The following is a 25142-nucleotide window of genomic DNA, read 5'->3' as shown; positions in this document are numbered from 1 at the left end:
TTTTCCCGGAAAAGAATTACCTTTGTGCAAACTCTAAACGACAAAGCGTATGGAATTTCCTCAAGTCGACCTGCCAGTAGACATGATTGCATGGACTGAAGTAACGGAAGACATTCTAAACATATACAAACAGTCGTGCCGCCTGAAAGCATGCATCTTTGCACTATGCATAGAAGGTTCCATCACGGTATCCATCAATCTGATGGATACGGAAATCAAGCAAGGGGATTTTATTACCCTGCTTCCCGGAACTATCATACAGTTTTACGAACAAAAGGAAAAAGTGTGCCTGGGATTCGTGGGGTTTTCTTCCCATTGCCTCAATGGAGTCAACCTCATCCAGTCTACATTGAGCTCTTTCTCCAACATACTGGAGTATCCGGTACTGGCTGTCAACCCTACCGTCGCCTCCTACTTCAAGGACTATTTTGCCCTATGGGCACGCATCACGACCGGTCCCTATCCTCCCGATACAAAAATGGCTCAAAGCACATTGAACATGCTCCTCAGCGGCATAGACAGAATGTATTGCCACCGTCCGCAGATGCAAAAAGGGAATAAGAGCCGGAAAGAGGAAATATGCCGCGAACTGGTGCAGCTCGTCATCGAAAACTATACCCGCGAACGCCGCGCGCAATTCTATGCCGACAAACTGGGCATCTCCCTGCAACACCTCAGCACCACCGTGAGGCAGGTGACCGGCAGAAATGTATTGGACATCATCGCCCACGTCGTCATCGTAGACGTGAAAGCCAAGCTGAAATCAACCAATATGACCATTCAGGAGATTGCCTATTCCCTAAACTTCCCCAGTGCTTCTTTCTTTGGAAAATACTTCAAGAGGCACATGGGCATGAGTCCGCTGGAGTATAGGAACAGCTGAGAATACAGCCGTCAGAACCTGGAACTCAGACGAAGGCTGCTCAAAGCCACGGATACACAGGAAAGAGCCATGGCAGCACCTGCCAGCGCAGGACTCAGCAGGATGTCATAGACGGGATAGAGTACTCCGGCCGCGACAAAGATACCCACTGTATTATAGATGAAAGCCCAGAACAGATTCCGGTACATGAGGCTCACAGTCTGGCGAGACAACCGGAAAACTTTGGGCAACAGCAGCAGGTCTGAAGTCCTGAGAGTAATCATGGCGGTGTCCATCAACGTATCGGTCCCCTTTCCCATGGCAATGCTTACATCAGCACAGCTCAAGGCTTGCGCATCGTTCACGCCATCACCTACCATGGCGACCGTTTTACCCTGAAGCTGCAGCTTATGGATGAAATCCTCTTTGTCATCGGGCATGGCATCGGCCACAAAACGCATGATACCCAAACTGCCGGCCACGGAAGAAGCTGTACGCTCACCGTCTCCCGTAAGCATGCATATCTCGATGTCCTGGATACGCAGTTCCCGGATAGCTTCCATAGAAGTCACCCGCAACTGGTCCTTGATGGCAATAACGGCAAGTAAATCGTTCTCACGCCCAAAGTAGACAATACTGTTTCCATCCGATTCATATTGTGTCAGCATATCGGCCAGGATATCCGACAAATTGGCTTGATAATCTTTCAGCAGTTTATGGCTTCCTACCCAATATTCCGCACCCTGATAGGCCACTCTGACACCTTTTCCGGTAATGTTTTCAAAACCGTCCAGGTGGGCAGGGATAACCTGCTCCTCCCCTTCCAGGGCCGTAACGATTGCTTCTGCCAGAGGATGGTCCGAAGTAGACTCGGCAGCAAGCAGTACATCTTTATAATGCTCCTCCTGCCCTTGCGCCCACAGCCAGCCTATTACCGTAGGATGTCCTTCTGTCAGGGTCCCGGTCTTGTCGAATACCACCACATCCACATTGCGCATCTGCTCTAAAGCGGAAGTGTCCCTAATTAGGATATGATTGCGGGCAGCTTTATTGAGGCCCGCCGCCAAAGCTACTGGAGTGGCCAGCCCTACCACACACGGACAAGCCACCACCAATACGGACAAAGCGGCAAACAGACCGTGTGACACTACATCTATGCCTCCGAAGAACACCCATATAAAAAAGGTCAGCAGGGAAATGATGAGAATGACCGGGACAAAAAGCTCGGCAACACGGTCGTCAATGCGTTGCTTCTCCGGCAGTACGCGGGCTGCGTTATGCTGCCAGCCTCCCAACCGGCGGATAGCCGCCGACACAGTTCTCCGGGCACGTTCCTCCATAAACTCGCCGGTCAGGGAAAAAGCGATGATGACGGCGGCAACCCCATAATAGACATGCGGTTCCAGCCCGATGCCCAGCCAATAATCCGGGAAGAAAGTATTGAACACACTGAACAGAAAAGCCACAGAGGTGGTAAGTGCCACCAGACGGTCTATATTGTTGCGGCCCGACCGGGTTCCCTTCCAGGCACCGGCATAAAAAGGAGCGCCGAAAAACAGCAGTACCGGAATTGCCAGTACCATCTGTATTTCACGGGTATAGGGTACATGCACAAAGACTGTAGAAAACAGTATCAGCACGATGGCAAAAAGCCATGCACCGACGACGCGCAATCCCGTGCTGTGCATATCCGGCACGGGATGTGCCTTAGTAATTATATTGCTCATTCGATTTATTTTTTAGATGGTTGTTGTTCCGCTTTAATAAAGCAACAACCGAAATGAGCAGTTTGTTCAATTACTTCTTATCGTCCTGCTTGGTTTCCTTGACAAACTCCGCTTCATAATGGAACTTTTGGAAACCTTCTTTCAACTTTTCCACATTGGTCTTGTCGGCATCATACGTGATGGTTACCGTCTTTGTCTTCAGGTCTGTGTTGAAGTCCTTCAGTCCCTTCTCAAAACGGATGTTATTGTTTATCTTCCTTACACAGTTCTCACACTTCATCTGTGCCACCTTGAACACGGCTGTACGGATGTCTTTTGCCATTGCGGCAGATGCACAGAAGAGTACAACTGCCAAAGTCATTAAAAATCTTCTTGTTTTCATTGTTTCGCTATTGATTTAATAAATAATATTATATTCTCGGCAAGTTAAAACGAACACCTACATAGGCTTTTGCTCCATGCATGGGTCCCCACACCATCGTAGCGTCAAAGTTGCTTCCCCAGGGATTGGAAGCATCAATGATGGGGTTTTTCTGCTTGAAGTTTGTCAGGTTCTCGCCACCGACGTATATAGACCAGCGACGGAAATAGCGCGTCACCTGGGCACTCAACTGCTCGAAGCCGCCATAGCGCCTTTCCCACGACCAGTTGCCGTCTGTCAGTTCGTATGGAGCCGGCATGCGCCCGCCACCGTTCAGTAGCAAAGTCACATCAAACTGCCACAATCCCAAAGGTGTCTGATAAGAAGCCGTCAGCAAACCTTTATATTTGCTGGTAAGGGGTTTCTCCATCAGCTCTCCGTTGTAATTCGTCTTGGCATCCGTCCAACGGTAAGCCGCGGTAAAGGTGAAACCCGGGAAGAACGGATAGCTTGCCTCCACCTGCACTACCTGCGAATAGGAACGGCCGTGAAGGTTGTAAAACAGAACGGCATGCGGGTCCGTATCCATGTCTACCACCACCTGCTTGCTGAAATCCGTGTAATAGTATTCCGCATTCAGGTTCAAGGTTTTGCCGAACAAGGGAATATAGGCGGAAGTGCTTGCGCCATAGTTCCAGGCCTCATCCTGGTCAAGACGTTTGGCGATGTCTATCCGGCGGCTACTTGCCAGCAGATAGTTATTCTCGGCCAGCACATGGTTCGTGCGGTATCCTTTTCCTGCCGAAAGACGGAAATGTACATACTCGTTGGGATTGTACTTCACATGGAAACGCGGGGTGACGAAATAGCCGTACTCGCTGCTATGGTCGCCGCGGATGCCACCCATCAGCACCAGTTTATCGTCCCAGTTGTAGGTGTACTGCACGTAGGCGCCGGGGACGGCTTCTTTGGTGAATTTCTTCGTCAAAGGCTGTGCGGCGTCATTGTCCAGGCGGTAGTGCTGGTCGTAGGAGTCATAGTTGAAGCTCAGTCCGGCAGAAAGGCTTTGACGCTTGGTCAGTTCCGTCTCGAACAGCAAGGAGGCATAAGCGTTGTGCTGGTCCACATCGTAGATTTTCCGTCCGTACAAGGCATCCTGCTTGTGCAGGGAGCCGGAAAGGATCAATGCCAGGTTAGTGTTCTTCTCCTTGTTGAATATATAGGCGTTCTTGGTGAAAGCTTCGTAGCGGTCGGTGCCTATACTTATCTTATAAGGGTCTGTCAGAGGCATTTTGCCATGACCGACTTGTCCGCTGTTGCGGTCTTCCGTAAGCACTTTGATGCCTGCTTGGAAAACGTAGCGGTCGCCCATGTATGCCCAGCGGTTCCAGAGGTTGTACTGCTCCACGCGGGGGATGTCGGCAAAGCCGTCGTCGTTGCTGTCGTGAGCTTTGGTCTCATTCTCGTAATGCGCCAGCAAAGAGGTGCTCCAGCGTTTGGAGAGTTTCACCGTGGCATCGGCATTGGCTTCATAACGGTTGGTACTGCTGGCAAAGAGATTGGCGGAAAACCAATCGGCCTCGGGCAACTGGGGTTTCTTGAATTCCACATTGATTTGTCCCGTGATGGCCTCATAGCCGTTCTTCACGGACGAACTGCCCTTGCTCACCTGAATACTCTGCATCCATGGCCCGGGTACATAACCCAGTCCGTAGGGGGCGGCAGAGCCGCGGTAGTTGGGGATATTCTCCGTCATCATCTGCACATACGTACCGGACAAGCCGAGAAGCTTGATTTGCTTGGCACCGGTGGCGGCGTCAGAGTAGGTGACGTCCACCGAGGGATTGGTCACAAAACTCTCTCCCAGGTTACAGCAGGCGGCACGACTCAACTCGGCGCTGCTTATCATATCTTCATTCATCACACTGTTGCGCAGCTTCATGGTGCCCAACTTACGGCTGACCACATTCACCTCGCTCAGTTCCACCCCTTCGCGCAAGACAATGTCGAGCGTCTCATTGCGGTTACTGACGTGTATCGTATCGTTCTCAAAACCGATAAAGCTGACTACAAGCATATGCTTGTCATTGGGTTTGGACAAGGAGAAAGTACCGTCCGCCGAAGTGGTGGTACCTTGGGTGGTTCCCTGCCAGAAGAGGTTGGCACCCGCAATCGGGTCGCCCAAATTATCCTTTACCGTTCCCTTTACCTGCGCCTGCAAGGCGGTGAAAGAGAACAGAAGAATGGCTATCAAACTATATTTCATTTCTGTTTTATACTTAAAGAAGTGATTAAAAAACAAACAGTTCCCTCCGGGCAATCCAGGTCATTGCCCCGTATAAAACAACACTAAATGAGAAGCGTGGAATAGAGCGCCAGATAATGACGCGAGCCGACGACATATGGCGGTGCTCCTGAAACAACTCTCGGAGTACAAGCCACCTGCGGCGAGGAGTGATCAAACAGCGGCAGTTGCTCGCAAAACAGTGTAAGGAATGGCACGAACGAAACAGACTCGTGTGCATGCTTCACGAAATCCACCTTGTAGTAGACGGCTGTACAGCCGGTATCCTTGCATGTTTGCCGTGAGGCACGATGTGTATTATGGCATTTGGAACAGCCGGAAGTGCAGCAGCTTTGCGTCGTCTCGCATCCGGCACAGCAATACTGAACTACAGAAATCCCCACTCCGCTTATAATGATAAGGGAGGAAAAGAGTACAGCCAGTATGTAACGGAGTTCCTTCATAAGCGCTGCAAAGATAGAAAGTTTTAACCGTTTGCCGGAATTAATTTTTCCTTTTTTATGTGTGCAGTTCGTTAATAAGTTCTATATTTGTCGATAAAGTTTTTTGATTGATATGTTGATTTATAAACGAAATTCAATATGAAAAAGCAAACTGTCAGCCTACTTGTCCTTCTGCTTGCGGCAAGCGGCTTTTTCTTTTCCTGCGGTAACACCGTGAACAAAAACGCATATGCGTTGGAGTTCGACAGTATACAAGTAAACGAAACCGTACATCTCTTCGGAGACACAGCCAAGCCGGCCTGCAACCTCATCCTCAACGTTGCCTACGCCAGCCAGTCATCCGACGTGAGGCTGAAAGACAGTCTGAACGCCTTCTTCCTCTCCGCCTGCTTCGGCGACAAGTACATGGCGATGACACCCGAAGAAGCTGTCAAGAAATATACGGAGAAATATGTCGGCGACTACCGCAATGACCTGGAGCCTATGTACAAAAAGGATGAGCAGGACAAGGAGGACGAAGAAAGCATAGGAGCCTGGTATTCCTATTATAAAGGAATCGAAAGCCATGTGCAGTTGTGCAATACCTTGGTACTGACCTACCGTATAGATTACAACGAATATACCGGCGGCGCACACGGCATCTATATGTCCACCTTCCTCAACCTCGACCTAAAGACCCTAAGCCCCATCCGCCTGGACGACCTCTTTGAAGGCGACTATAAGGAAACGCTGACCGACTTGCTTTGGAAACAGCTGATGGCAGACAACAACGTCAGCACCCGCCAAGAGCTGGAGGACATGGGCTACGCCACCACCGGCGATCTGGAGCCCATCGAGAATTTCTACCTGGACCCAACGGGAATCACCTTCTATTATAATGTATATGAAATTGCCCCATACGTAATGGGAGCAACCAAAATCACGTTGTCTTATGAGGACATAGCCCCTCTGATGAACGGTAAATTCATTGTATTAAGCAGCGCTATAAAAACAGACGGCGAATAGGAACTGTAATCAATTGTCTATCAATATAAAATTCACAATGGATTTAATACTCAAATATTTCCCGGACCTGACGGAAGAACAGAAACGGCAGTTTGCCGCACTCTACGACCTCTATCTGGACTGGAACTCTAAGATTAATGTCATTTCACGCAAAGATATAGAGAACTTGTACGAACACCATGTGCTGCATTCTCTGGGCATAGCCAAGGTAATCCGCTTCAGGCCGGGGACACAGATTATGGACCTCGGCACGGGAGGAGGCTTTCCGGGAATCCCGCTTGCCATCCTTTTCCCCGAAGTACACTTCCATCTGGTGGACAGCATCGGAAAGAAAGTACGCGTAGCCTCCGAAATAGCCAACAGCATCGGGCTGAAAAACGTCACCTTCCGTCATGCCCGCGCAGAAGAGGAAAAAGGGAAGTTCGACTTTGTGGTGAGCCGTGCCGTGATGCCACTGACAGACCTACTGAAGATTATCCGCAAGAACATCTCCTCCAAACAGCAGAATGCATTGCCCAACGGACTGATTTGCCTCAAGGGGGGCGAATTGGGAAATGAAACCATGCCCGTCAAGAACAAGACCACGTTGTGGGACTTGAAGGAGTTCTTTGAAGAGGAGTTCTTCGAGACAAAGAAAGTAGTATATGTAGGGGGATAAATCTAAATACATAATATGAAAATAAAGAGATTCGAATTTAATATGTTCCCGGAGAACTGTTATGTGCTTTGGGACGAAACCAATGAAGCGGTCGTCATTGACCCGGGCTGTTTTTATGAGGAAGAAAAGCAGGCCTTGAAAAACTTCATCATCAAGAATGGGCTGAATGTGAAACATCTGCTGAATACCCATCTGCATCTGGACCATATCTTCGGCAATCCTTTCATGCTGAAAGAGTTCGGTCTGAAGGCCGAAGCCAACCAGGCCGATGAGTTCTGGATTGACGAAGCGCCGAAACAAAGCCGCATGTTCGGCTTCCAACTGCAGGAAGCCCCCGTGCCCCTGGGCACTTATCTGCACGATGGAGACATCATCACCTTCGGCAATACGGAACTGGAAGCCATCCATGTGCCGGGACACTCGCCGGGCAGCCTGGTGTACTATTGCGCGACAGACCACTGCATGTTCTCGGGGGATGTGCTGTTTCAAGGCAGCATCGGCCGTGCCGACCTTGCCGGCGGCAACTTCGACGAACTGATAGAGCATATTTGCAGCCGTCTGTTCATCCTGCCCAACGACACGATTGTCTATCCCGGACACGGAGCACCGACTACCATAGGAATAGAAAAAGCGGAGAATCCGTTCTTCCGGTAAATATACAGCAAACTTTTAAATCATTACAGCCATGAAAAACGACCTATTGGCCTACCGCCACATCGGCATCAGCGAAAAAGACGAGGAGAAGATGCTCCAAAAAATAGGAGTGAAAAGCCTGGACGAGCTGATTGATAAAACCATTCCTGCCAACATCCGCCTGAAAGAACCGCTGGCTCTGCCCAAGACAATGACGGAGTACGAATTCGGACAGCACATTGCAGGACTGGCTGCCAAAAACAAACTTTACACAACCTATATCGGTATGGGATGGTACAATACCATCACTCCTGCCGTTATCCAACGGAATGTATTCGAGAACCCCGTTTGGTACACTTCCTATACCCCCTATCAGACCGAAGTCTCACAAGGACGCCTGGAAGCCCTAATGAACTTCCAGACTGCCGTATGTGACCTCACCGGCATGCCCCTTGCCAACTGCTCCCTGCTGGACGAAGCGACTGCCGCAGCCGAAGCCGTGACGATGATGTACGCCCTGCGTCCGCGCGACATGCAGAAATCGGGTGCCAACGTGGTATTTGTAGACGAAGCCGTCTTCCCGCAGACACTGGCGGTAATGACTACCCGCGCCATTCCGCAAGGTATCGAGCTGCGTATAGGAAAATACCATGAAATGGAATTCACGCCGGACATCTTCGCCTGCGTACTGCAATATCCCAACGCCGCCGGCAACGTGGAAGATTATCGCGCCTTCGTGGAAAAAGCCCATGCGGCCAACTGCAAAGTGGCCGTTGCCGCCGACATTCTGAGCCTCGCCCTGCTCACCCCTCCGGGAGAATGGGGGGCTGACATCGTCTTCGGAACCACACAACGGCTCGGTACACCGATGTTCTACGGCGGGCCGTCGGCAGCCTACTTTGCCACCCGCGACGAGTACAAGCGCAATATGCCGGGACGCATCATCGGCTGGTCGAAAGACAAATACGGCAAGCTGTGCTACCGCATGGCGCTGCAAACCCGCGAGCAGCACATCAAGCGTGAAAAGGCGACTTCCAACATCTGTACCGCACAAGCACTGCTTGCCACGATGGCTGGCTTCTATGCCGTATATCACGGTCCGGAAGGCATCCGCACCATTGCAGAACGCATCCACAGCATTGCCGTATTTCTGGAAGAAAGTATCAACAAACTGGGGTACAAGCAGGTCAATGCACAATATTTCGACACGCTCCGCTTTGCACTGCCCGACACCATTTCGGCACAGCAGATACGTACCATCGCCTTGAGCAAGGAAGTGAACCTGCGTTATTTCAAGAATGGGGACGTAGGTATGAGCATCGATGAGACTACGGACATCACTGCCGTCAACGTACTGCTCTCCATCTTTGCCATTGCCGCCGGAAGGGATTGGGAAAAGGCAAGCGACGTACCCATGGCAAGCAGCATCAGCGCGGAGATGAAACGCCAAAGCACCTATCTGACACATGAAGTATTCAACAAATACCATACGGAAACGGAGATGATGCGCTACATCAAGCGTCTCGACCGCAAGGACATCTCACTGGCACACTCCATGATTTCCCTCGGCTCGTGCACCATGAAGCTGAACGCTGCCGCAGAGATGCTGCCGCTCAGCCGTCCGGAATTCATGAACATGCATCCCCTGGTGCCCGAAGACCAGGCCGAAGGTTACCGCGAACTGATAAGCAACCTCAGTGAAGAGCTGAAGATAATTACCGGCTTTGCCGGTGTCAGCCTGCAACCCAACTCCGGTGCGGCAGGCGAATATGCAGGACTCCGCGTCATCCGCGCCTATCTGGAAAGCATAGGACAAGGGCACCGCAACAAAATACTGATACCGGCATCCGCACACGGCACCAACCCTGCATCTGCCATCCAGGCAGGCTTTACCACCGTGACCTGCGCCTGCGACGCACAAGGCAATGTGGATATGGCTGACCTGCGTGCCAAAGCGGAAGAAAACAAGGTGGACCTCGCCGCCCTAATGATTACCTACCCTTCCACACACGGTATCTTTGAAACGGAAATTGTGGAAATCTGCCACATTATACACGCCTGCGGTGCGCAAGTATATATGGACGGTGCCAATATGAATGCCCAAGTAGGCTTGACGAATCCCGGCTTTATCGGTGCGGATGTCTGCCATTTGAATCTGCACAAAACGTTCGCCTCTCCTCACGGTGGCGGCGGACCGGGCGTAGGTCCCATCTGCGTGGCAGAGCATCTGGTTCCGTTCCTTCCGGGACACAAATTGTTCGGCAATGCCGCCAACCAGGTGTCCGGAGCTCCTTTCGGCAGTGCAGGTATCCTCCCCATTACTTACGGCTATATCCGCATGATGGGAACAGAAGGGCTGACACGGGCCACAAAGATAGCCATCCTCAGCGCCAACTACCTGGCAGCCTGCCTCAAGGATACATACGGCATCGTTTACCGCGGTGCTACCGGCTTCGTAGGACACGAAATGATATTGGAATGCCGTAAGGTGCACGAAGAGACGGGCATCAGCGAAAACGACATCGCCAAGCGCCTGATGGATTATGGATATCATGCCCCTACCCTCTCCTTCCCGGTACACGGCACACTGATGATTGAACCGACGGAGAGCGAAAGCCTTGCCGAACTCGACAACTTTGTCCACGTGATGCTGACCATCTGGGACGAGATTCAAGAGGTGAAGAACGGCGAAGTCGACAAGACGGACAACGTGCTGGTGAATGCCCCGCATCCCGAATACGAAGTGGTAGCCGACACATGGGAGCACAGCTATACCCGCCAAAAGGCAGCCTACCCGATAGAAAGCGTGCGCGAAAACAAGTTCTGGGTGAACGTGGCACGCGTAGACAACACGTTGGGAGACCGTAAACTGTTGCCCACATGCTATGGATGCTTCGACTGATGAAAAGAAAGCGTAACGGACTATTTTATAGTAAAAAAGAAGAAACCATCAATTCCATCTCCCATGGCATCGGCATTGCCATGGGAGTAATTGTAAGTACACTATTCCTGATAAAATGCTACCAGGCGCAGAATCTTTGGGCAGCATGCGGCGTATGGCTCTATCTGTTCGGCATGGGCGGTTCATATCTTGCCTCCACACTCTACCACTCCCTGAAACATCATAATCCGTGGAAACGGCGCTTGCGGCATTGGGACCATGCGGCCATCTATTGGCACATTGCAGGCAGTTACTCCCCCATCACGCTCATTGCATTGAGAGAGGACGGCGGTTGGGGATGGGAACTTTTCGGCTTCGTCTGGCTATGCGCCATCATCGGCACTGTTGTCAGCTTCCGCAAGATGGAGGAGCACAGTTACGTGGAAACAGTGTGTTACATCCTGATGGGGCTGTCCGTACTGGTAGTATTCAAGCAGCTTTTCGCCCTCTCCCCCACAGCCTGCTACTGGATTATTGCCGAGGGGGTATGCTACATCACGGGAGCCGCCTTCTACTCCTTGCGCAAGGCACGGTACATGCATTCGGTTTTCCATTTCTTTGTATTGGGCGGTTCAGCCTGCCACATGGTGGCTGTATGGGACATACTGGTGAAGATGCTGTAAGCAAACGACAAGCGCACAACCGCTAAAAGAAGTTAATAAGTATCTCTCCCCCTTGCTTTTCTCCATAACTTACCCTACGTTTGCAGTGTTGTACATTAGTGCAACACTAATAAAATTATGATAACGATAGAGAATACGAGCTACGGTTACAAGTCCAATCCACTTATTTTCAACAACATATCTTTGGAAATAGGAAACGGCATATATGGACTTCTGGGAGAAAACGGCGTAGGCAAAACGACGCTGATGCATCTCATCTGCGGACTACTCTTCCCCAAAAACGGAAAGTGCAGCATAGACGGAAGAAACACGGCGGAGAGACAGCCCGAAGGGTTGGCCCGTTACTTCTTCCTGCCCGAAGAGATGCAGATGCCAACCGAGAGTATCGTCAGCTTCGCTGCACGCCATTCCGTATTCTATCCACATTTCAATCAGGAAGAATTCGAGCTGAACCTGGAAGAGCTGAAAATCAACCGGAAACAAAAACTCTCTTCCGTCTCCTACGGACAACAGAAGAAGGCAATGCTGGCATACGCCTTTGCCCTGCATACTCCATACATCCTGCTCGACGAACCGACAAACGGGCTAGACATCACCTCCCGCCAAGCCTTGAAACGTATCATCAGCCGCAGCATGGACGATGAAAGCACGCTGCTCATCTCCACCCATCAGGCGCACGACTTCGAGAATCTGCTGGACCATCTCGTCATCCTTGGCAAAGGCGAAATATTACTGAACCGTTCGCTGGACGAAATCAGTAACCGGCTTCTCTTTGCCCGTACGGACATTCTGCCGGCAGAAAGCATCTACAGCGAACAAGACTTGGCAGGCCATTTCTCCATTCTCCCCAACGAGGACGGAGAAGAGAACACACCGGACATCGAGCTGCTGTATAAAGCGGTGTTGCAACAACCGGAAAAGATACAGAGCATGTTTCAATGAAAATCCATCATACAAACAGAACTATGAACGCAACTTTTAATCTGAAACGCTTCCTGCTACTGGAACAATATAAAAGGAATGAGACCGGCAGGCACCTGCTTTGGTCGGCAGCCGTCGTATCGTTCATCTGCATCCTATGCATCCTCTACGACATAAACCGCGGTGGAAGTTATTACGGCAAACATACCTCTGCCACCGAATTCTCCCGCTACATACTATGGTTTATCCTCATGGCCCCCTGCCTGCTGGAAACAAAATTCAGCAAACGCAGCTCCACTCTCGATATACTGCTGCCGACATCGGCATTCGAGAAGTTCCTGCATATCTGGATAAAATACCTGCTGCTGCTTCCCCTATTCTGCAGTCTGCTGATAGCCTGCCTCAAAGGTCTGCTGTCCTTAAGCGGCAGCGAGTTCCTGCAATATTTCGCAACGCACATCACGATGTTCCGGATACACAACACCCAGATACTGACCAATGCAATCCTGCATGCTTCCGCCTTCATCGGCTACTTCGCCTTCAGTCGGCAAGTCCTGCTGAAAAGTTTCACCATCTTTGTAGGCTCCATTGCCGTCTGCATAGGAATTGTAACTTTTGTGGCCTCCCTCATGCCCGAAGCCAGAGCGGACGGATACTGGATAGACAACATTGCCACATGGCCCAACACCAACTATCCGTTGTCGGCCGGTGCACAAGCCATCGTGACTTTCTGCAATTATGCGGCTCCCATCAGTGTGCTGCTCGGTTCATGGGTATCGAGCTACTTCCTGCTCAAAGAAAAACAACTGTAGCCTATGGACTTCAAGACCAACAAACCGATATACCAGCAGATTGTAGATTTCTGTTTCAGCAAGATTCTCACCCGCGAATGGCGGGCAGAAGAGCGGGTGGTATCCGTGAGGGAGCTCTCCACACAACTGGCAGTGAACTCGCGTACCGTGTTGAAGGCCTATGAATACCTCCAGGCAGAGGGCATCATCTACCCGGAACGGGGAATGGGGTTCTACCTCTCCAAAGATGCGGTGAAGAAAGTGATGCGAATACAGAAGAAAGAGTTTTTTGAAAACCAGCTTGCCAACATGTTCCGCAGCATGGAGCTGCTCGGCATCAGTATAGAAGAAATAACAGAACGATATAACAAACTTAAAAAAGACGGTTCATGAAGAGATACGCAAAGACTGCATTATGGATTACCTTCGGACTCCTCTTCGGACTTACGATTGTCAAAGTTTCGACACTGATGTACGAGATTTATTCCTTCATGCATTCCTGACTTTCATCGGACAGACGAGGAAAGTATAAACAACTGACATACAAGCTTCAGCATCTTCCCTTAACGGGAAGAGTGACTTTTACATCCCTATCCAACAGCAACAGACTAATACAAATAATTATGAAAAACCAACTTTTTTTACTATTGCTTGCCCTCTCCGTACTCCGTACGCAGGCACAGAGCCTCTCCATCAAAGGACGCGTCACGGACGCCTCGCAAGAAGCAGTTATAGCCGCCAATGTGTCATTATGGACCATAGACTCTACTTTGGTGACCGGAGTAACCTCGGATGCACAAGGCAAGTTCGCCCTCCATAAAATCAAGGCAGGCGATTACCGCCTTTCCATCTCCTTCATCGGCCTCCAAAGTGAAAACATACTGCTGAAACTGAATAAAAGCCTCGACCTGGGCGATGTACAGTTGCAGGAAGATGCCGTGAGCCTCGGTGAAGTGACGGTATCCGCCAGCAATGTGCTGCAACGGGTAGACCGGCAAATCATCCTGCCTTCCGAAAGCCAGCTGAAACGCTCGTTCGGTGCCTACGACCTGCTGAACAATCTCGGCATTGCCCGTCTGCAAGTGGACAATCTGAGCAACAGCATGAGCGTCAGCGGTGGCGGGTCCGTACAAACCCGTATCAACGGCATTAAAGTGACAGACAAGGAGATAGCGGCTGTCAGAGCCAAAGACGTACTGCGTGTGGAGTTCATCGAAGACCCCGGCAAGCAGTACGGAGACGATGAGCTGGGCGCCGTGGTCAACATTATCCTGCGCCGCCGCGAAACGGGCGGTGTCGTGAACTTCCAGCTCTCCGATTCGCCCCACACCCTATGGGGAGAGAATTTCCTGAGCGCGAAGTTCAATTACAAGAACTCCGAATGGGGCATCGACTACTTCAACAAGAACGGCAAGTATCACAGCCGCCTCGAATCCCACGAAACCTTCTATCTGGGCGACCGCACCATCGACCGCATCAAGGAAGGCATCGAAGACGAGTCTCCCTCCCTGAGCTTCATCAACAACCTGAATCTGACGTACAATCTGACGAAAGCGGACAAATATGTATTCAATGCCATCTTCCGTAACAACCTCAGCAATGCCCCCTACCAGAATGAACTGAACAAGATGTGGGCAGTGGGCAGCACGGAGTCCATCTATTCATACGTCAACAACCACACATCCAGCTACTCTCCGGCACTCGACCTTTACTTCCAGCATACCCTGCCCCATCAGCAGAGCATCCAGGTGAATGTAACGGGAACGCTCATCCATACCAAGAACAACCGGAAATACAAGGAGTACAAAGACGAGAACGCACCGCTGGCGGACATCCAGACATTGGTGGACGGTGACAAGCGCTCCGTCATTGGCGAAGCCATCTATGAAAAGAACTTCAAGGAGGTGAAGCTGAGCGGCGGTGCCCGCCACTATCAGATGCGGACAGAGAATGAGTATAAAGGTTCCAACCCTACCACTTCGAAGATGGACCAGTCGCAGACATCCGCTTTCTTCGAGGTGCAGGGCAAGGTAAAGGACTTCAGCTATGCGGGCAGTGTAGGAATGACACGTGCCTGGTTCAAGGAAAGTGAGGAAGACCATGCTTACTATACCTTCACGCCCACCGTGCGGTTGAGCTATAATCTGAAGAAGGCGGGATTCCTGCGCTACCGGTTCAACATCAGTCCTGCCATACCGTCGCTCGGCTCGCTGACTGATGTGGAGCAGGCGATGGACACGATACAGATAGTCCGCGGAAACCCGTTGCTGAAAACGTATCAACAGTTCACGAACTCCTTGTCTTACAGCTATTCGAAGAAGCAGTTCAATGCCAATCTGAGCGTACGCCACCAGTATTATGACAATCCCATCATGGAAAGCATCTTCGTGGAGGACGGCAAACTGATACTGAAGGATGAAAACCAGCGGTCGTTCCAAAGCCTGAATACGGAACTGATGGCCGGCATAAATGGCGCTACACTGTTCGGACTGAAAGATTTCCTGACGCTTTATGCTTCGGGAGGATATACGCGCAGTTGGTCGGAAGGCCTGAACTATAGCCATATGTACGATGAATTCTATTACAGCGTGATGGCGCAAGTGCAATATAAAGGCTTCTCGCTGCTCGGGCAGTTCCGGAAAGTGCAGAACAATTTCTTCGGCGAAACCATTAAAAAGAACGAAAACCAGACAGCATTCATGGCAATGTACACCCGGCAGAACCTTCAGGCGGGAATCGGTATTATGTTTCCTTTCACCAATAACTATAAAGTGGGAAAAGAAAGAATCAGTGAAGTGGCTCCTTTCCGTTCCGAGACATTCGTCAGGGAAACGGGACAGATGGTCGTGCTGCGCGTGGGCTATACATTCGAGTTCGGACGCAAGCACAAGGCAGGTAACAAGGGGCTGAACAACAGTGATACGGACAGCGGCATCATCAATATGCAGCGATAACCCATTTCCTCTGTGAAGAGGAAGCCCAACGGAGAGTGGCAGAATTATACGTTATTTTGCTTCATGTATGATTAATTACCTAACCGCCACCTCTCCTGCGGGTATCTCTGTTTAGCGGATGATGGTCACCGTACCTTCCTTCACCTTTTTCTTCTTCACCGGAGCATCGGCGGGAGCATATCCCAGGGCTGCGCAGCCATATACCTTATGGCTCTCGGGTACACCCAGCTTTGTCAAGAAAGCGCGGACATCGGGGTCGTCGCAGGTCTGCCCCAACTGGTTAATCCAGCAGGAACCGATGCCGAGGGACTTGGCTGCAAGGAAAATGTTCTCCAAGGCGCAGGCACAATCCATACCGGCCCACCACTTGTCCGGCTCATTGGAGACAATGACCAACGTGGGGGCATGATAGTAGCAACAATAAGTCTGGCTGTGTCCACGCTCCCGTGTATGGAGGTCGTCACTCTTGGCAAAGGCACCTTTGATTTTATCGTTCAGCTCTTCCAGCACCTCCTTATTCTGGATGGCGGTAAAGTGCCACGTCTCCAAATGCATACCACTGGGAGCATAGGTAGCCGCCTCAAGGATAAGGTTCAAATCTTCTGCGGAAACTTGCTGTTCCGTATAGGCACGGACGCTGCGGCGTGCCTTGATGGTTTGTAATGTCTCGTTCATTTGTTTATTTGAGAATTGATAGTTGATAATGCACATCAGTACGTGTTCAGTGGGGCTGTTTCACCGTTTCACCAGCCCAATCTTTACATTCAACTTGAAGTACCAGACGCCGTTCTCGCGCTCCAAGAAGCCGTATTTATCTTTCTCTACGGCACCTTTCTCCAAACGCGTATTCTGATAGAGGAAATCTGCAAAGACCTGTGGACGGGATTTGTGGTAGCAAAGTACCTGCCCGCTGCCGTCCGTCAGGAAGATGCCTTCGACGGCAGAGTCCGTACCGTTATAAATTTTGGCAGGGCGCATGCCGAGGGCAAGTGCCAGCAGGAACTGCTTCATCTTGAACTCGTAGAAGCGGTGCTTGTTTATCAACTCGTCCTTTATCTTCAACGGATTCATCTCCTTGATGCGCTCCGTCAATTCGCTGATGCGGGTGATACCGTCCAAGTGCATCAAGCGCACCATCTCGGCAAGCATGCGGGGGAAGTGGAGGTCTATCATCAGCAAGTTGCAGCGGAACACGCGGTCGGCAACGTCGGCATACTTCAGCACGCCGCCCAGTCGCTCAATCATCATCATGCGTTCTGCCACTTCCGTAGGAGATTCCGGCAGGGCATTCACCTTGTTCACCGTGGGCACGGCAAACTTGACACCGCTTTGCTCCAGCTTCAGATTCGCCGTGCGCCCTCCGTCCAGCAACGGATTCATCGGGGCGAGACGACAACGGACATTGAAGCCCGTCAGAGGTGCTTCGGGATGCCAGAAGGCAACGGAGAAGTCGGTACGGTCCTCCGTCTTTGCTTCCAGGTCGAAGATGTTGACAGCATCCAAAAAGGCTTCCAAACCTTCGGATACTTCCACTTCCTCGCCCGAAACGTTCTTCAACAGATGCAGAACCAACTCTGCCGCATCACCAAAGTCTTCGCGGGGGAAACGCAGTTCCTCCTTCTCGCCCGGAACAAACGAACCGTCCTTCCCGGTAGTTCCGCTGACAATGCGCACTTCCTGCGCTTCGATATAGTAACGGCGCGTACCGTCATGCTCTTCCCTCTGTATCAAGGCAACGGGCCAGCGCAGGGTTTCGTCTTTTTCAGCTTTCGGTGTGCCCAATGACACGGCTCCATCCGCCAGCAGGCGAAAGAAGGTGTAGAGCTCACCCAGTTCTCTTTTTGTTGCACTAAATGCCATAAACTTTCTTTTGTTTAAAGGGGGGAGTCAGCCTTTCATAAGGAGTGATGCCGTTTCCGCAAAGAAAACAGTCTGTTCCGAAGGACAAAACAACTTGTTCCGTTAAAGGAAACGAACAACTTCCCTATTGAAAGGGGCTCTTATCCCATTTGTTGTATTATTCAAACCTCAATGTTTCTACTTTCTCCAACCGTGCCCGCAACTTCGGCATCATGGACTGGCGGATACGGAGCGTCATGCGGCAGTCCATATCATACGACTGTTCCAGGATTTCCGGCTCCTCCTCCTTCACTACTCGCATCACATCGTTCATGAAGGGGTATTCGAAGAGGAAAGTCACCTCCTCATCTACCGTCTTTTCAATGATGGTGGCAGCGGCAATGGCTTCGGCGGCAGCAGCCTTATAAGCTACAATCAGTCCACTCGTACCCAACTTGATACCGCCGAAGTAGCGCACTACGATGACGAGAATATCCGTCAGTTCGTTGGAATTGATTTGTCCCAGAATCGGCTTGCCTGCCGTACCCGATGGCTCGCCGTTGTCGTTGGCACGGAAGTCCTTCCGCTCATGGCCCAACATGTAGGCGTAACACACGTGGCGGGCGTCGTAGTATTTCTTCTGGTAAGTTTCCAGATGCGCCTTCACCTCCTCTACTGTACGCACCGGCAGGGCAATAGCAATGAACTTGCTGCGCTTTTCAGTGTAAATGCCCTCGGAAGGGGCAACGATGGTTTTATACGTATCTTCGCTCATGCTGCAAAGATAATGCAAAATCAAAAGTGGTAGAAATAAGAAAAGAGATTTTTACGCTGTTATGTCCTTACACCAGTGAATTAGTCATGCACAAAAAAGCCTATGTCTTCGGTAAAAAAGCAAAAGAACAGACAAGTGATAAAAATATTCAAATTGCGAAGTTCACTTGGACTACTAAAATCATTACATGTACGTAGTTCGTCATGTAGCTCTGACAACTTCTCCGCAACTTTTAATCTGCCGGACTTCATCCATTGGAACAAAAAACTCTACTCCATCAAGAAGATAAAAAAGAGTGAAATATCAATAAATATGTGCCAACAGATTCTCATATTTTTCTTGCTCACGCATATCATATGTCAATTCCGATTCACCAGTACTTACAGCAATAATTTTGAGAGTAGCTTTAGTAACTTGCAAGCCACACTTAATTTCCTCCAATATAGTTGTCATAGAAGTGGACATTACTTCCTTATAACCAAACAATCCTTTGATGAAAGCCTTTTGTAAGAGACTAGAACACTTTCGCCATCACAATAACACATATGTCAACATCACTTTTTCCAAATGCTCTTAGAATGTACAAACACTTTGGATGTTGACTGACGTTCTTTGAAAATTCTCTGTAAAACCTCTATCTCTTGGTTATTCAAATTTTATTTTAGCCAAATGTCATTTACAAACTTAGGTAAAATTCTATCATTATCTAATCCTTACAACACTCTTTTTTACATCAATATCATGATCATCTTGAAAAATTTTATAGAGCAAAGCATCAACTATAGCTCTTTCACCTTCTCCTGCTTTAGGTCCTAAAACAACTTGCATTTTTTTCATAGCTTCCCATTTTAACGGTATATAAAAAGATTCTCTTTCAAGAGGTCTATCTATAATAGCTCCTTTTTCATTAACAGACATTCCCCTTATTATGAAACGTGCCTCTTTTTGAAAATCCCAATACTTCTTTTTATGAATCCCTATTTCATTAGTATGAAGCAAAATGTCACCGTTCTTACAAGAAACAGCATATTCTTTATAACATTTAACAGCATCATTATCATCTTTTAAATCATACTTTACATTACAAGGTTCTGTATTATTCATATCACTACTTACTGCTAAATGTCCATCACGATAGAATCTTTCTTTAAGAAAAGAAGTTTTATCATTAATTTTATATACAACAAACATATCCTTGTCAAGCCCGATTCTCACTCCTTTCAAGTCTGTATACATTTTCCATAGAGCAATATTCTCTACTTTATCCTCTGTCCAACACGAAACAAACGAAGATGAATTCAATTTCATGTCGCTATCCCCATAGCCAAACAAACTCTCATCCGGATCATCTACTAAATCCAAGCGATTAAACTTAATAGACTTTGTTGTCAAAATCAACGCAAATGTTGCTAATGATGTATAATGATATAGCATAAATTATTATTTTTATAAACCTATCGACCATTAAACTAATATTACTCACTTTTGAGACAATTCATATGAAAATATACCTATCGAAAACCTTCATAAAAGTATATCTACCGCAAAAATAGATATTTTTCAGTGAAACTATATTATTTTCTACTATTACTCGCTCTTCTTTTTAAGAATTTTACGCACCAAAGAATATAAGTATCGATAGTTTATTTTATCTAACTTTTTTTCCTACGAAAATAGACATGACAAAAACGTCAAATTATCCTCTCTAACATTTAACAAAGGACTTCCAAATCATCTGAAGAAAATTTCAAACTATTTGAACTAAACATTGTAAGTATTGAAAATAAGCTTTATTTTCGCACTTAAAACAGATATCCGCAACCTAAGAACATGTATCTGCAGGCTGGATCGATCCTCCAGAAAATAGACTACCAGTTATTTAAAATGAAGCCTCAAAAGATAGTGATTGCCATCGATTCCTTCAAAGGATGTCTCACCTCGGCAGAAGCCGGAGAAGCTGCCGCCCAAGGGGTACATGCCGCATGTCCCGAATGCCGGACCATCGTGCTCCCCGTGGCCGACGGTGGAGAAGGCATGCTCGACGTCCTGCTTGCAGCCAGTAACGGAAAACGTATCACCGTCCGTGCCCACGACCCGTTGATGCAACCGTGCGATGCCAGTTACGGCATCTCCGGAGACGGCAATACCGCATTCATAGAGATGGCCGCCATCAGCGGACTGCCTCTGGTTCCTGCCGACAAAAGGAATCCGATGAAAACCACCACCTTCGGAACGGGCGAACTGATACGCGATGCCCTGGAACGGGGATGCCTCCGTTTCGTCATCGGACTTGGAGGGAGCGCCACGAACGATGCCGGTCTGGGAATGCTGCAAGCATTGGGATTCCGTTTCTTCGATAAAGAAGGACACGAAGTGGGAAGCATGAAAAAAGGCATCGCCCTATGCGGTGCCCTTCTATCGGCAATCAGCTCCATAGACAGCTCTTCTGCCCATCCCGCACTGAAAAAGGCATGTTTCACGGCGGCGTGTGATGTACGCAATCCTTTCTTCGGTCCCAATGGAGCAGCCCACGTATTCGCTCCCCAAAAAGGAGCAGACGCGGATATGGTGAAGGAACTGGATGTTGCTATGCAGCATCTTTCGGACGTCATATTCCGCACTACCGGCAAAGACGTATCCTTGCATCCCGGTGCCGGTGCGGCAGGCGGTATGGGGGGCGGTCTCCACGCATTTCTGGATGCACAGTTGAAACCCGGCATAGAGCTTTTTTTGGAAACTCTGGACTTTGCAGAAAAGATTAAGGATGCCGACCTCATCATCACTGGAGAAGGGAAATCGGACCGGCAGACTCTTATGGGAAAAGTGCCTTCGGGCATCTTGCAGGAAGCAAGAAGGCAACATATTCCCGTCATCCTGCTGGCAGGAGCGATAGAGGATGCCGGGATACTGAATGCAGCCGGATTCCGGGGCGTATTCTCCATTACCCCCTCTCCCGTCTCTTTGGAGCAGGCCATGCAGCCTGAATTTGCTCAAGAAAATATCCGAAGGACAGTGGAGCAAATTTGCCGGATTTTCTTTTAACTCCCTCTAACTCCTTTAACATACCGATAGCACCAGATACCAACTACATCGGCAATCAGCCAGCCGATGGGGATAGACCACCAGATGCCTGTCACCCCAATCTCAGGTATCGAAGCAAACCAGTAAGAAAGAACTACACGGGTGCCCAGCGACAGCACGGTCAGCACAACAGACATGCCCGGCATACGGATGGCCCGGTAGTATCCGTACAGCAAAAACAAGATGCCGATGCCACAGTAGAAAGCACCTTCGATGCGTAGGTACGCCACTCCCACCGCAATAATCTCCGTCTCGTCCGGACGGACAAAGATAAGCATCAGTGGCTCGGCAAACACGAAAACCAGCACGGACACGAGGAGTGAGAAAACAACCGCTGTGACAAATGCACTGCGAACACCCCGGTGGATACGGTCGTAACGTCCGGCCCCGAAGTTCTGTGCAATAAAGGTGGAAAAGGCGTTCCCAAATTCCTGCACGGGCATATAGGCGAAAGAGTCAATCTTCACAGCTGCCGCAAAAGCTGCCATTACCGCTGTTCCAAAGCTGTTGACAAGTCCCTGTACCATCAGGATTCCCAGATTCATCACCGACTGTTGGACGCAAGTCAGTGTAGAGAAGGAAGCTATTTCCTTCAAGCAAGTACGGTCAAAACACATGTCTTCATGATGCCATCGCAGTTCCGGACGCCTTCTGTAAGTATAAATGATGATGCCCAGAGCAGCTACTCCTTGAGCAAGGACAGTGGCCGAAGCCGCACCCTGAATCCCCCAATCCAGTTGTAGGATAAAAAACAAGTCGAGCGCTATATTCAGAACGACAGAAACTGCCAGAAACCAAATCGGAGTGACAGAATCCCCTACTGCACGCAGCAGAGATGCGTAGAAGTTATAGATAAAGGTGAAAACTATACCGCAGAAGATTATCCACAAATAGCTGCGCATCATGCCGTATATGTCCTGCGGAACCTGCAACAGCCGGAGAATAGGATCGAGCCAGATAAAAACGACTACATTCAGTATCAGTGTCACGATACCTATCAGTACAAACGAACTGAATATGCTACGACGCAGTGCTACATGGTTTCCGGCACCATAATGTAAAGAGAACACAGTGCCACTGCCCATCGCCAGTCCCAGCAAAACGGATATCAGGAAAACCATCAGTGTGTATGCCGAACCGACCGCCGCCAACGCCCCTGCACCAATGCATTGGCCTACAATGAGCGTATCTGCAATGTTGTAGCATTGCTGCAAAAAAGACCCTACCATCATGGGTAGGGTAAAATGTAATAAAGTACCGGTTATGCCTCCTTGAGTGAGGTCTCCTTTCCGTAGCATCCTGCTTTTGTTTTTAAGAGTTTCATTTCCGGGTACAAAGATACAAAACCCTCCAACAAATCATCTGGACTCGACGAAGAAAGAGGCATGTAATAAAAAAAGCAGAGGGTTAACCTCTGCTCTCCATACTGTTTTTGTCAGGATTCAGAATCTTTACGACCTGACGAACATCTCTCTTGTCTGCATTACCGTAAAGGCCAATCTGTTGTCCGGGTACTGTTCCCTTTTCATGTTCTGCCTGGGACAATGCTACTTTCGGGTCAATATGCCCTGCTTTCTTATCTATATTCATACCTATTGAGTTTTTCTAAATTCTTATATGAGAACAAGATAAAAAAGCAAATTGTTCAGCAGTGTCACGAGATATTTAGTAATTCCACTTCAAATATCAGTGTGGAATACGCCGGAATGGGTCCACTGGTACGTGTACCGTATCCCATGGTGTAAGGGATATATACAATCCAACGACTTCCGGGATGCATTCGTAGCAAGGCAATCTGCCAGCCCTCAATCACTTCATTCAGACGAAAAGCCTCCGGACAATTCCGTTTCCACGAATTATCGAACTCACGCCCATTAATAAGCGTGCCTTTATAATGCACAGATACTACACTGTTGAGACGTGGTGTCGGACCGTCTCTGCCTTCCTCCAATACCCGATAAAGTATGCCGCAAGGCAATTCCTTGATTCCTTCTGCCGTACGCAACTGTTCCAGAAACTGTTCGTTCTGCAATTTATATTCTTCTTTTCTACCCATATTGACTTTTTCAATACTTTACAATAATTTGTGCACTGCTTTCTTGCAGTTCCGCATATCCTTTTCCGTCAGCTCAGGATGCTTCTTAGTACCTCCCCTCTCAATGGTTTTCACAATCTTGAAACCACTCCATTTCAGAATCTCCCTGAAAGCTTTCACCACACCGTGCGTCTGATTATAGAGAATATTGAAAGGATAAGGGGTAGTACAAGTGCTTACCACAATCGCTTTCTTGCCCTTATGAAGCGGAAGGGGCATTCCCCAGGAGTTCTCCCCCATCATACCGTAAACCATACGGTCGAAAAGCACTTTCACTTCTCCCGGCATGTTTCCCCAATAGCAAGGAGCACCGATTATCACTGCATCGGCTTCTTTCATAGACTGCAACACTCTCTGTGCCCCATCCTCGGGCAGACAACACTTCAATGAACTGCGACACTTCATGCAACCGATGCAGGGATGTACCTGCAACTGTGGAACGTCTATATAAACTGTTCCAACTCCGCAGCCTTCAAGTTCCTGCTTCATCAGCTCCAACATTTTCGACATGTTGCCATGACGACGAGGACTACCGTTAAGAATCAATACCTTCATTGCATACTCTTAATTTTTCAGCAAAGGTCGGCATTTTCTACATAATAACCTTACTTCTTGTTCAGTTTTAGTTCTGTAATAAAAGCCACTATCAGTCCGATTCCACCAACACCCAGCACACAAGCCCCATAAATAAGGGAAACAGTCTCCCTATACATCCAGTCTCTGTCCGCAGTAAAGTAATTGGGAATCGTCGCATAGCAGATAAGATAACCCAGCAATAACCCAAGTCCCATACCAGCCAACAGACATCCTATTTTCAGGGCAGAGAACGAAAAGCTACTTCCACGTAATTTAGGCGTATCCATCTGAGGGAGTAGTCCCCGCTCGTCCATCTTCTCAATCAGCATGATTCTTTCCTTCTTACAAACAAACAGCTCAAACAATTTGTAAACTCCTAAAGTAATGATTGTCATCACCGCAGGCACCATAATAAAATCCATCATATTCGTTTCAATTTAAATTAGTAATTTCGTTTCTTTGTACCCTTTAGACGCGGCAGTTTACATGAGGTTACACTTTTCCGGAAAAATATTTTTTCTTCCGAAAATCTGTAACCAACCAAACAAACTT

General features: G+C 49.0%; 25 protein-coding genes. 11 read left to right on the top strand and 14 right to left on the bottom strand.

Features of this window, described 5'->3' with window-relative positions; translation table 11 throughout:
- The first annotated feature begins 49 nt into the window (after window positions 1-49).
- Entirely contained in the window at window positions 50-883 is an 834-nt protein-coding gene (locus tag DW039_RS13390) for a helix-turn-helix domain-containing protein (protein WP_005828170.1), read from the top strand.
- Between the two features lie 11 nt (window positions 884-894).
- On the opposite strand, the gene DW039_RS13385 is transcribed toward DW039_RS13390, so the two are convergent.
- The 4 genes from DW039_RS13385 to DW039_RS13370 all read right to left on the bottom strand — a co-directional run bounded on the left by DW039_RS13385 (window position 895) and on the right by DW039_RS13370 (window position 5698).
- On the bottom strand, window positions 895-2589 hold the full coding sequence (locus tag DW039_RS13385) for a heavy metal translocating P-type ATPase (protein ID WP_120382023.1): 1695 nt from the start codon (window positions 2587-2589) through the stop codon (window positions 895-897).
- Between the two features lie 70 nt (window positions 2590-2659).
- Window positions 2660-2971 (bottom strand): heavy-metal-associated domain-containing protein, encoded by a 312-nt coding sequence (locus tag DW039_RS13380; protein WP_008663186.1) that lies wholly within the window; start codon window positions 2969-2971, stop codon window positions 2660-2662.
- A gap of 28 nt (window positions 2972-2999) precedes the next feature.
- The gene (locus tag DW039_RS13375) at window positions 3000-5216 is read right to left on the bottom strand and encodes a TonB-dependent receptor domain-containing protein (RefSeq protein ID WP_120382022.1); all 2217 of its coding nucleotides are present in this window, start codon (window positions 5214-5216) and stop codon (window positions 3000-3002) included.
- 83 nt (window positions 5217-5299) lie between these two features.
- The gene (locus DW039_RS13370) at window positions 5300-5698 is read right to left on the bottom strand and encodes a hypothetical protein (protein ID WP_057097942.1); all 399 of its coding nucleotides are present in this window, start codon (window positions 5696-5698) and stop codon (window positions 5300-5302) included.
- Between the two features lie 138 nt (window positions 5699-5836).
- Here DW039_RS13370 and DW039_RS13365 point away from each other — a divergent pair, with 138 nt between their 5' ends.
- The 9 genes from DW039_RS13365 to DW039_RS13325 all read left to right on the top strand — a co-directional run bounded on the left by DW039_RS13365 (window position 5837) and on the right by DW039_RS13325 (window position 16224).
- Complete coding sequence (locus DW039_RS13365) at window positions 5837-6703, top strand: DUF3298 and DUF4163 domain-containing protein (RefSeq protein WP_057258734.1); 867 nt, start codon at window positions 5837-5839, stop codon at window positions 6701-6703.
- A 37-nt stretch (window positions 6704-6740) separates the two neighbouring features.
- Complete coding sequence (gene rsmG, locus DW039_RS13360) at window positions 6741-7361, top strand: 16S rRNA (guanine(527)-N(7))-methyltransferase RsmG (protein WP_044467280.1); 621 nt, start codon at window positions 6741-6743, stop codon at window positions 7359-7361.
- 15 nt (window positions 7362-7376) lie between these two features.
- Entirely contained in the window at window positions 7377-8015 is a 639-nt protein-coding gene (locus DW039_RS13355; RefSeq protein WP_087332570.1) for an MBL fold metallo-hydrolase, read from the top strand.
- 31 nt (window positions 8016-8046) lie between these two features.
- Window positions 8047-10896 carry an aminomethyl-transferring glycine dehydrogenase gene (gene gcvP / locus DW039_RS13350; protein WP_120382021.1) on the top strand — a complete coding sequence of 950 codons (2850 nt, stop codon included), beginning with the start codon at window positions 8047-8049 and terminating at the stop codon, window positions 10894-10896.
- Window positions 10896-11558 carry a hemolysin III family protein gene (locus DW039_RS13345; RefSeq protein WP_227980180.1) on the top strand — a complete coding sequence of 221 codons (663 nt, stop codon included), beginning with the start codon at window positions 10896-10898 and terminating at the stop codon, window positions 11556-11558. The genes gcvP and DW039_RS13345 overlap by 1 nt, the downstream gene beginning before the upstream one ends.
- Window positions 11559-11675: 117 nt before the next feature.
- Window positions 11676-12500 (top strand): ABC transporter ATP-binding protein, encoded by an 825-nt coding sequence (locus tag DW039_RS13340; RefSeq protein WP_117866112.1) that lies wholly within the window; start codon window positions 11676-11678, stop codon window positions 12498-12500.
- Window positions 12497-13291, top strand: coding sequence for a hypothetical protein (locus tag DW039_RS13335; RefSeq protein WP_120382020.1), 795 nt, complete (start codon window positions 12497-12499; stop codon window positions 13289-13291). Before DW039_RS13340 ends, DW039_RS13335 begins: the two co-directional genes overlap by 4 nt.
- Before the next feature lie 3 nt (window positions 13292-13294).
- Window positions 13295-13663, top strand: coding sequence for a GntR family transcriptional regulator (locus tag DW039_RS13330; RefSeq protein ID WP_118936640.1), 369 nt, complete (start codon window positions 13295-13297; stop codon window positions 13661-13663).
- A gap of 230 nt (window positions 13664-13893) precedes the next feature.
- The gene (locus DW039_RS13325) at window positions 13894-16224 is read left to right on the top strand and encodes a TonB-dependent receptor (protein ID WP_120382019.1); all 2331 of its coding nucleotides are present in this window, start codon (window positions 13894-13896) and stop codon (window positions 16222-16224) included.
- A gap of 111 nt (window positions 16225-16335) precedes the next feature.
- On the opposite strand, the gene DW039_RS13320 is transcribed toward DW039_RS13325, so the two are convergent.
- The 5 genes from DW039_RS13320 to DW039_RS13305 all read right to left on the bottom strand — a co-directional run bounded on the left by DW039_RS13320 (window position 16336) and on the right by DW039_RS13305 (window position 20272).
- The gene (locus tag DW039_RS13320; RefSeq protein WP_120046663.1) at window positions 16336-16899 is read right to left on the bottom strand and encodes a nitroreductase; all 564 of its coding nucleotides are present in this window, start codon (window positions 16897-16899) and stop codon (window positions 16336-16338) included.
- A gap of 60 nt (window positions 16900-16959) precedes the next feature.
- Complete coding sequence (locus DW039_RS13315) at window positions 16960-18084, bottom strand: HpaII family restriction endonuclease (protein WP_120382018.1); 1125 nt, start codon at window positions 18082-18084, stop codon at window positions 16960-16962.
- A 157-nt stretch (window positions 18085-18241) separates the two neighbouring features.
- Window positions 18242-18838, bottom strand: a complete 597-nt coding sequence (locus DW039_RS13310) for a YigZ family protein (RefSeq protein WP_009036892.1) — start codon at window positions 18836-18838, stop codon at window positions 18242-18244.
- Window positions 18839-19141: 303 nt separating this feature from the next.
- Window positions 19142-19291 (bottom strand): hypothetical protein, encoded by a 150-nt coding sequence (locus DW039_RS21095; RefSeq protein WP_005828133.1) that lies wholly within the window; start codon window positions 19289-19291, stop codon window positions 19142-19144.
- Window positions 19292-19540: 249 nt separating this feature from the next.
- Window positions 19541-20272: a hypothetical protein gene (locus tag DW039_RS13305; RefSeq protein ID WP_074668557.1), complete on the bottom strand. Its 732-nt coding sequence runs from the start codon at window positions 20270-20272 to the stop codon at window positions 19541-19543.
- A 450-nt stretch (window positions 20273-20722) separates the two neighbouring features.
- On the opposite strand from DW039_RS13305, the gene DW039_RS13300 reads away from it, so the two are divergent.
- Window positions 20723-21880, top strand: coding sequence for a glycerate kinase (locus DW039_RS13300; protein ID WP_120382027.1), 1158 nt, complete (start codon window positions 20723-20725; stop codon window positions 21878-21880).
- On the opposite strand, the gene DW039_RS13295 is transcribed toward DW039_RS13300, so the two are convergent.
- The 5 genes from DW039_RS13295 to DW039_RS13275 all read right to left on the bottom strand — a co-directional run bounded on the left by DW039_RS13295 (window position 21877) and on the right by DW039_RS13275 (window position 25015).
- Complete coding sequence (locus tag DW039_RS13295) at window positions 21877-23217, bottom strand: MATE family efflux transporter (RefSeq protein WP_120382017.1); 1341 nt, start codon at window positions 23215-23217, stop codon at window positions 21877-21879. The genes DW039_RS13300 and DW039_RS13295 overlap by 4 nt on opposite strands.
- A gap of 109 nt (window positions 23218-23326) precedes the next feature.
- Window positions 23327-23509 (bottom strand): hypothetical protein, encoded by a 183-nt coding sequence (locus DW039_RS13290; RefSeq protein WP_005828120.1) that lies wholly within the window; start codon window positions 23507-23509, stop codon window positions 23327-23329.
- Window positions 23510-23573: 64 nt separating this feature from the next.
- Entirely contained in the window at window positions 23574-23975 is a 402-nt protein-coding gene (locus DW039_RS13285; RefSeq protein ID WP_016273512.1) for an FKBP-type peptidyl-prolyl cis-trans isomerase, read from the bottom strand.
- 18 nt (window positions 23976-23993) lie between these two features.
- Window positions 23994-24569 carry a flavodoxin family protein gene (locus DW039_RS13280; protein WP_005828115.1) on the bottom strand — a complete coding sequence of 192 codons (576 nt, stop codon included), beginning with the start codon at window positions 24567-24569 and terminating at the stop codon, window positions 23994-23996.
- A gap of 50 nt (window positions 24570-24619) precedes the next feature.
- On the bottom strand, window positions 24620-25015 hold the full coding sequence (locus DW039_RS13275) for a DUF6249 domain-containing protein (protein ID WP_016273511.1): 396 nt from the start codon (window positions 25013-25015) through the stop codon (window positions 24620-24622).
- Between the last annotated feature and the right edge of the window lie 127 nt (window positions 25016-25142).

It is taken from the genome of Bacteroides sp. AF39-16AC (assembly GCF_003602735.1).
GTDB classification, from domain to species: domain Bacteria; phylum Bacteroidota; class Bacteroidia; order Bacteroidales; family Bacteroidaceae; genus Bacteroides; species Bacteroides uniformis.
The sequence above is the reverse complement of the archived record's forward strand: the minus strand, read 5'-3'. Positions and strand labels throughout refer to the sequence as shown.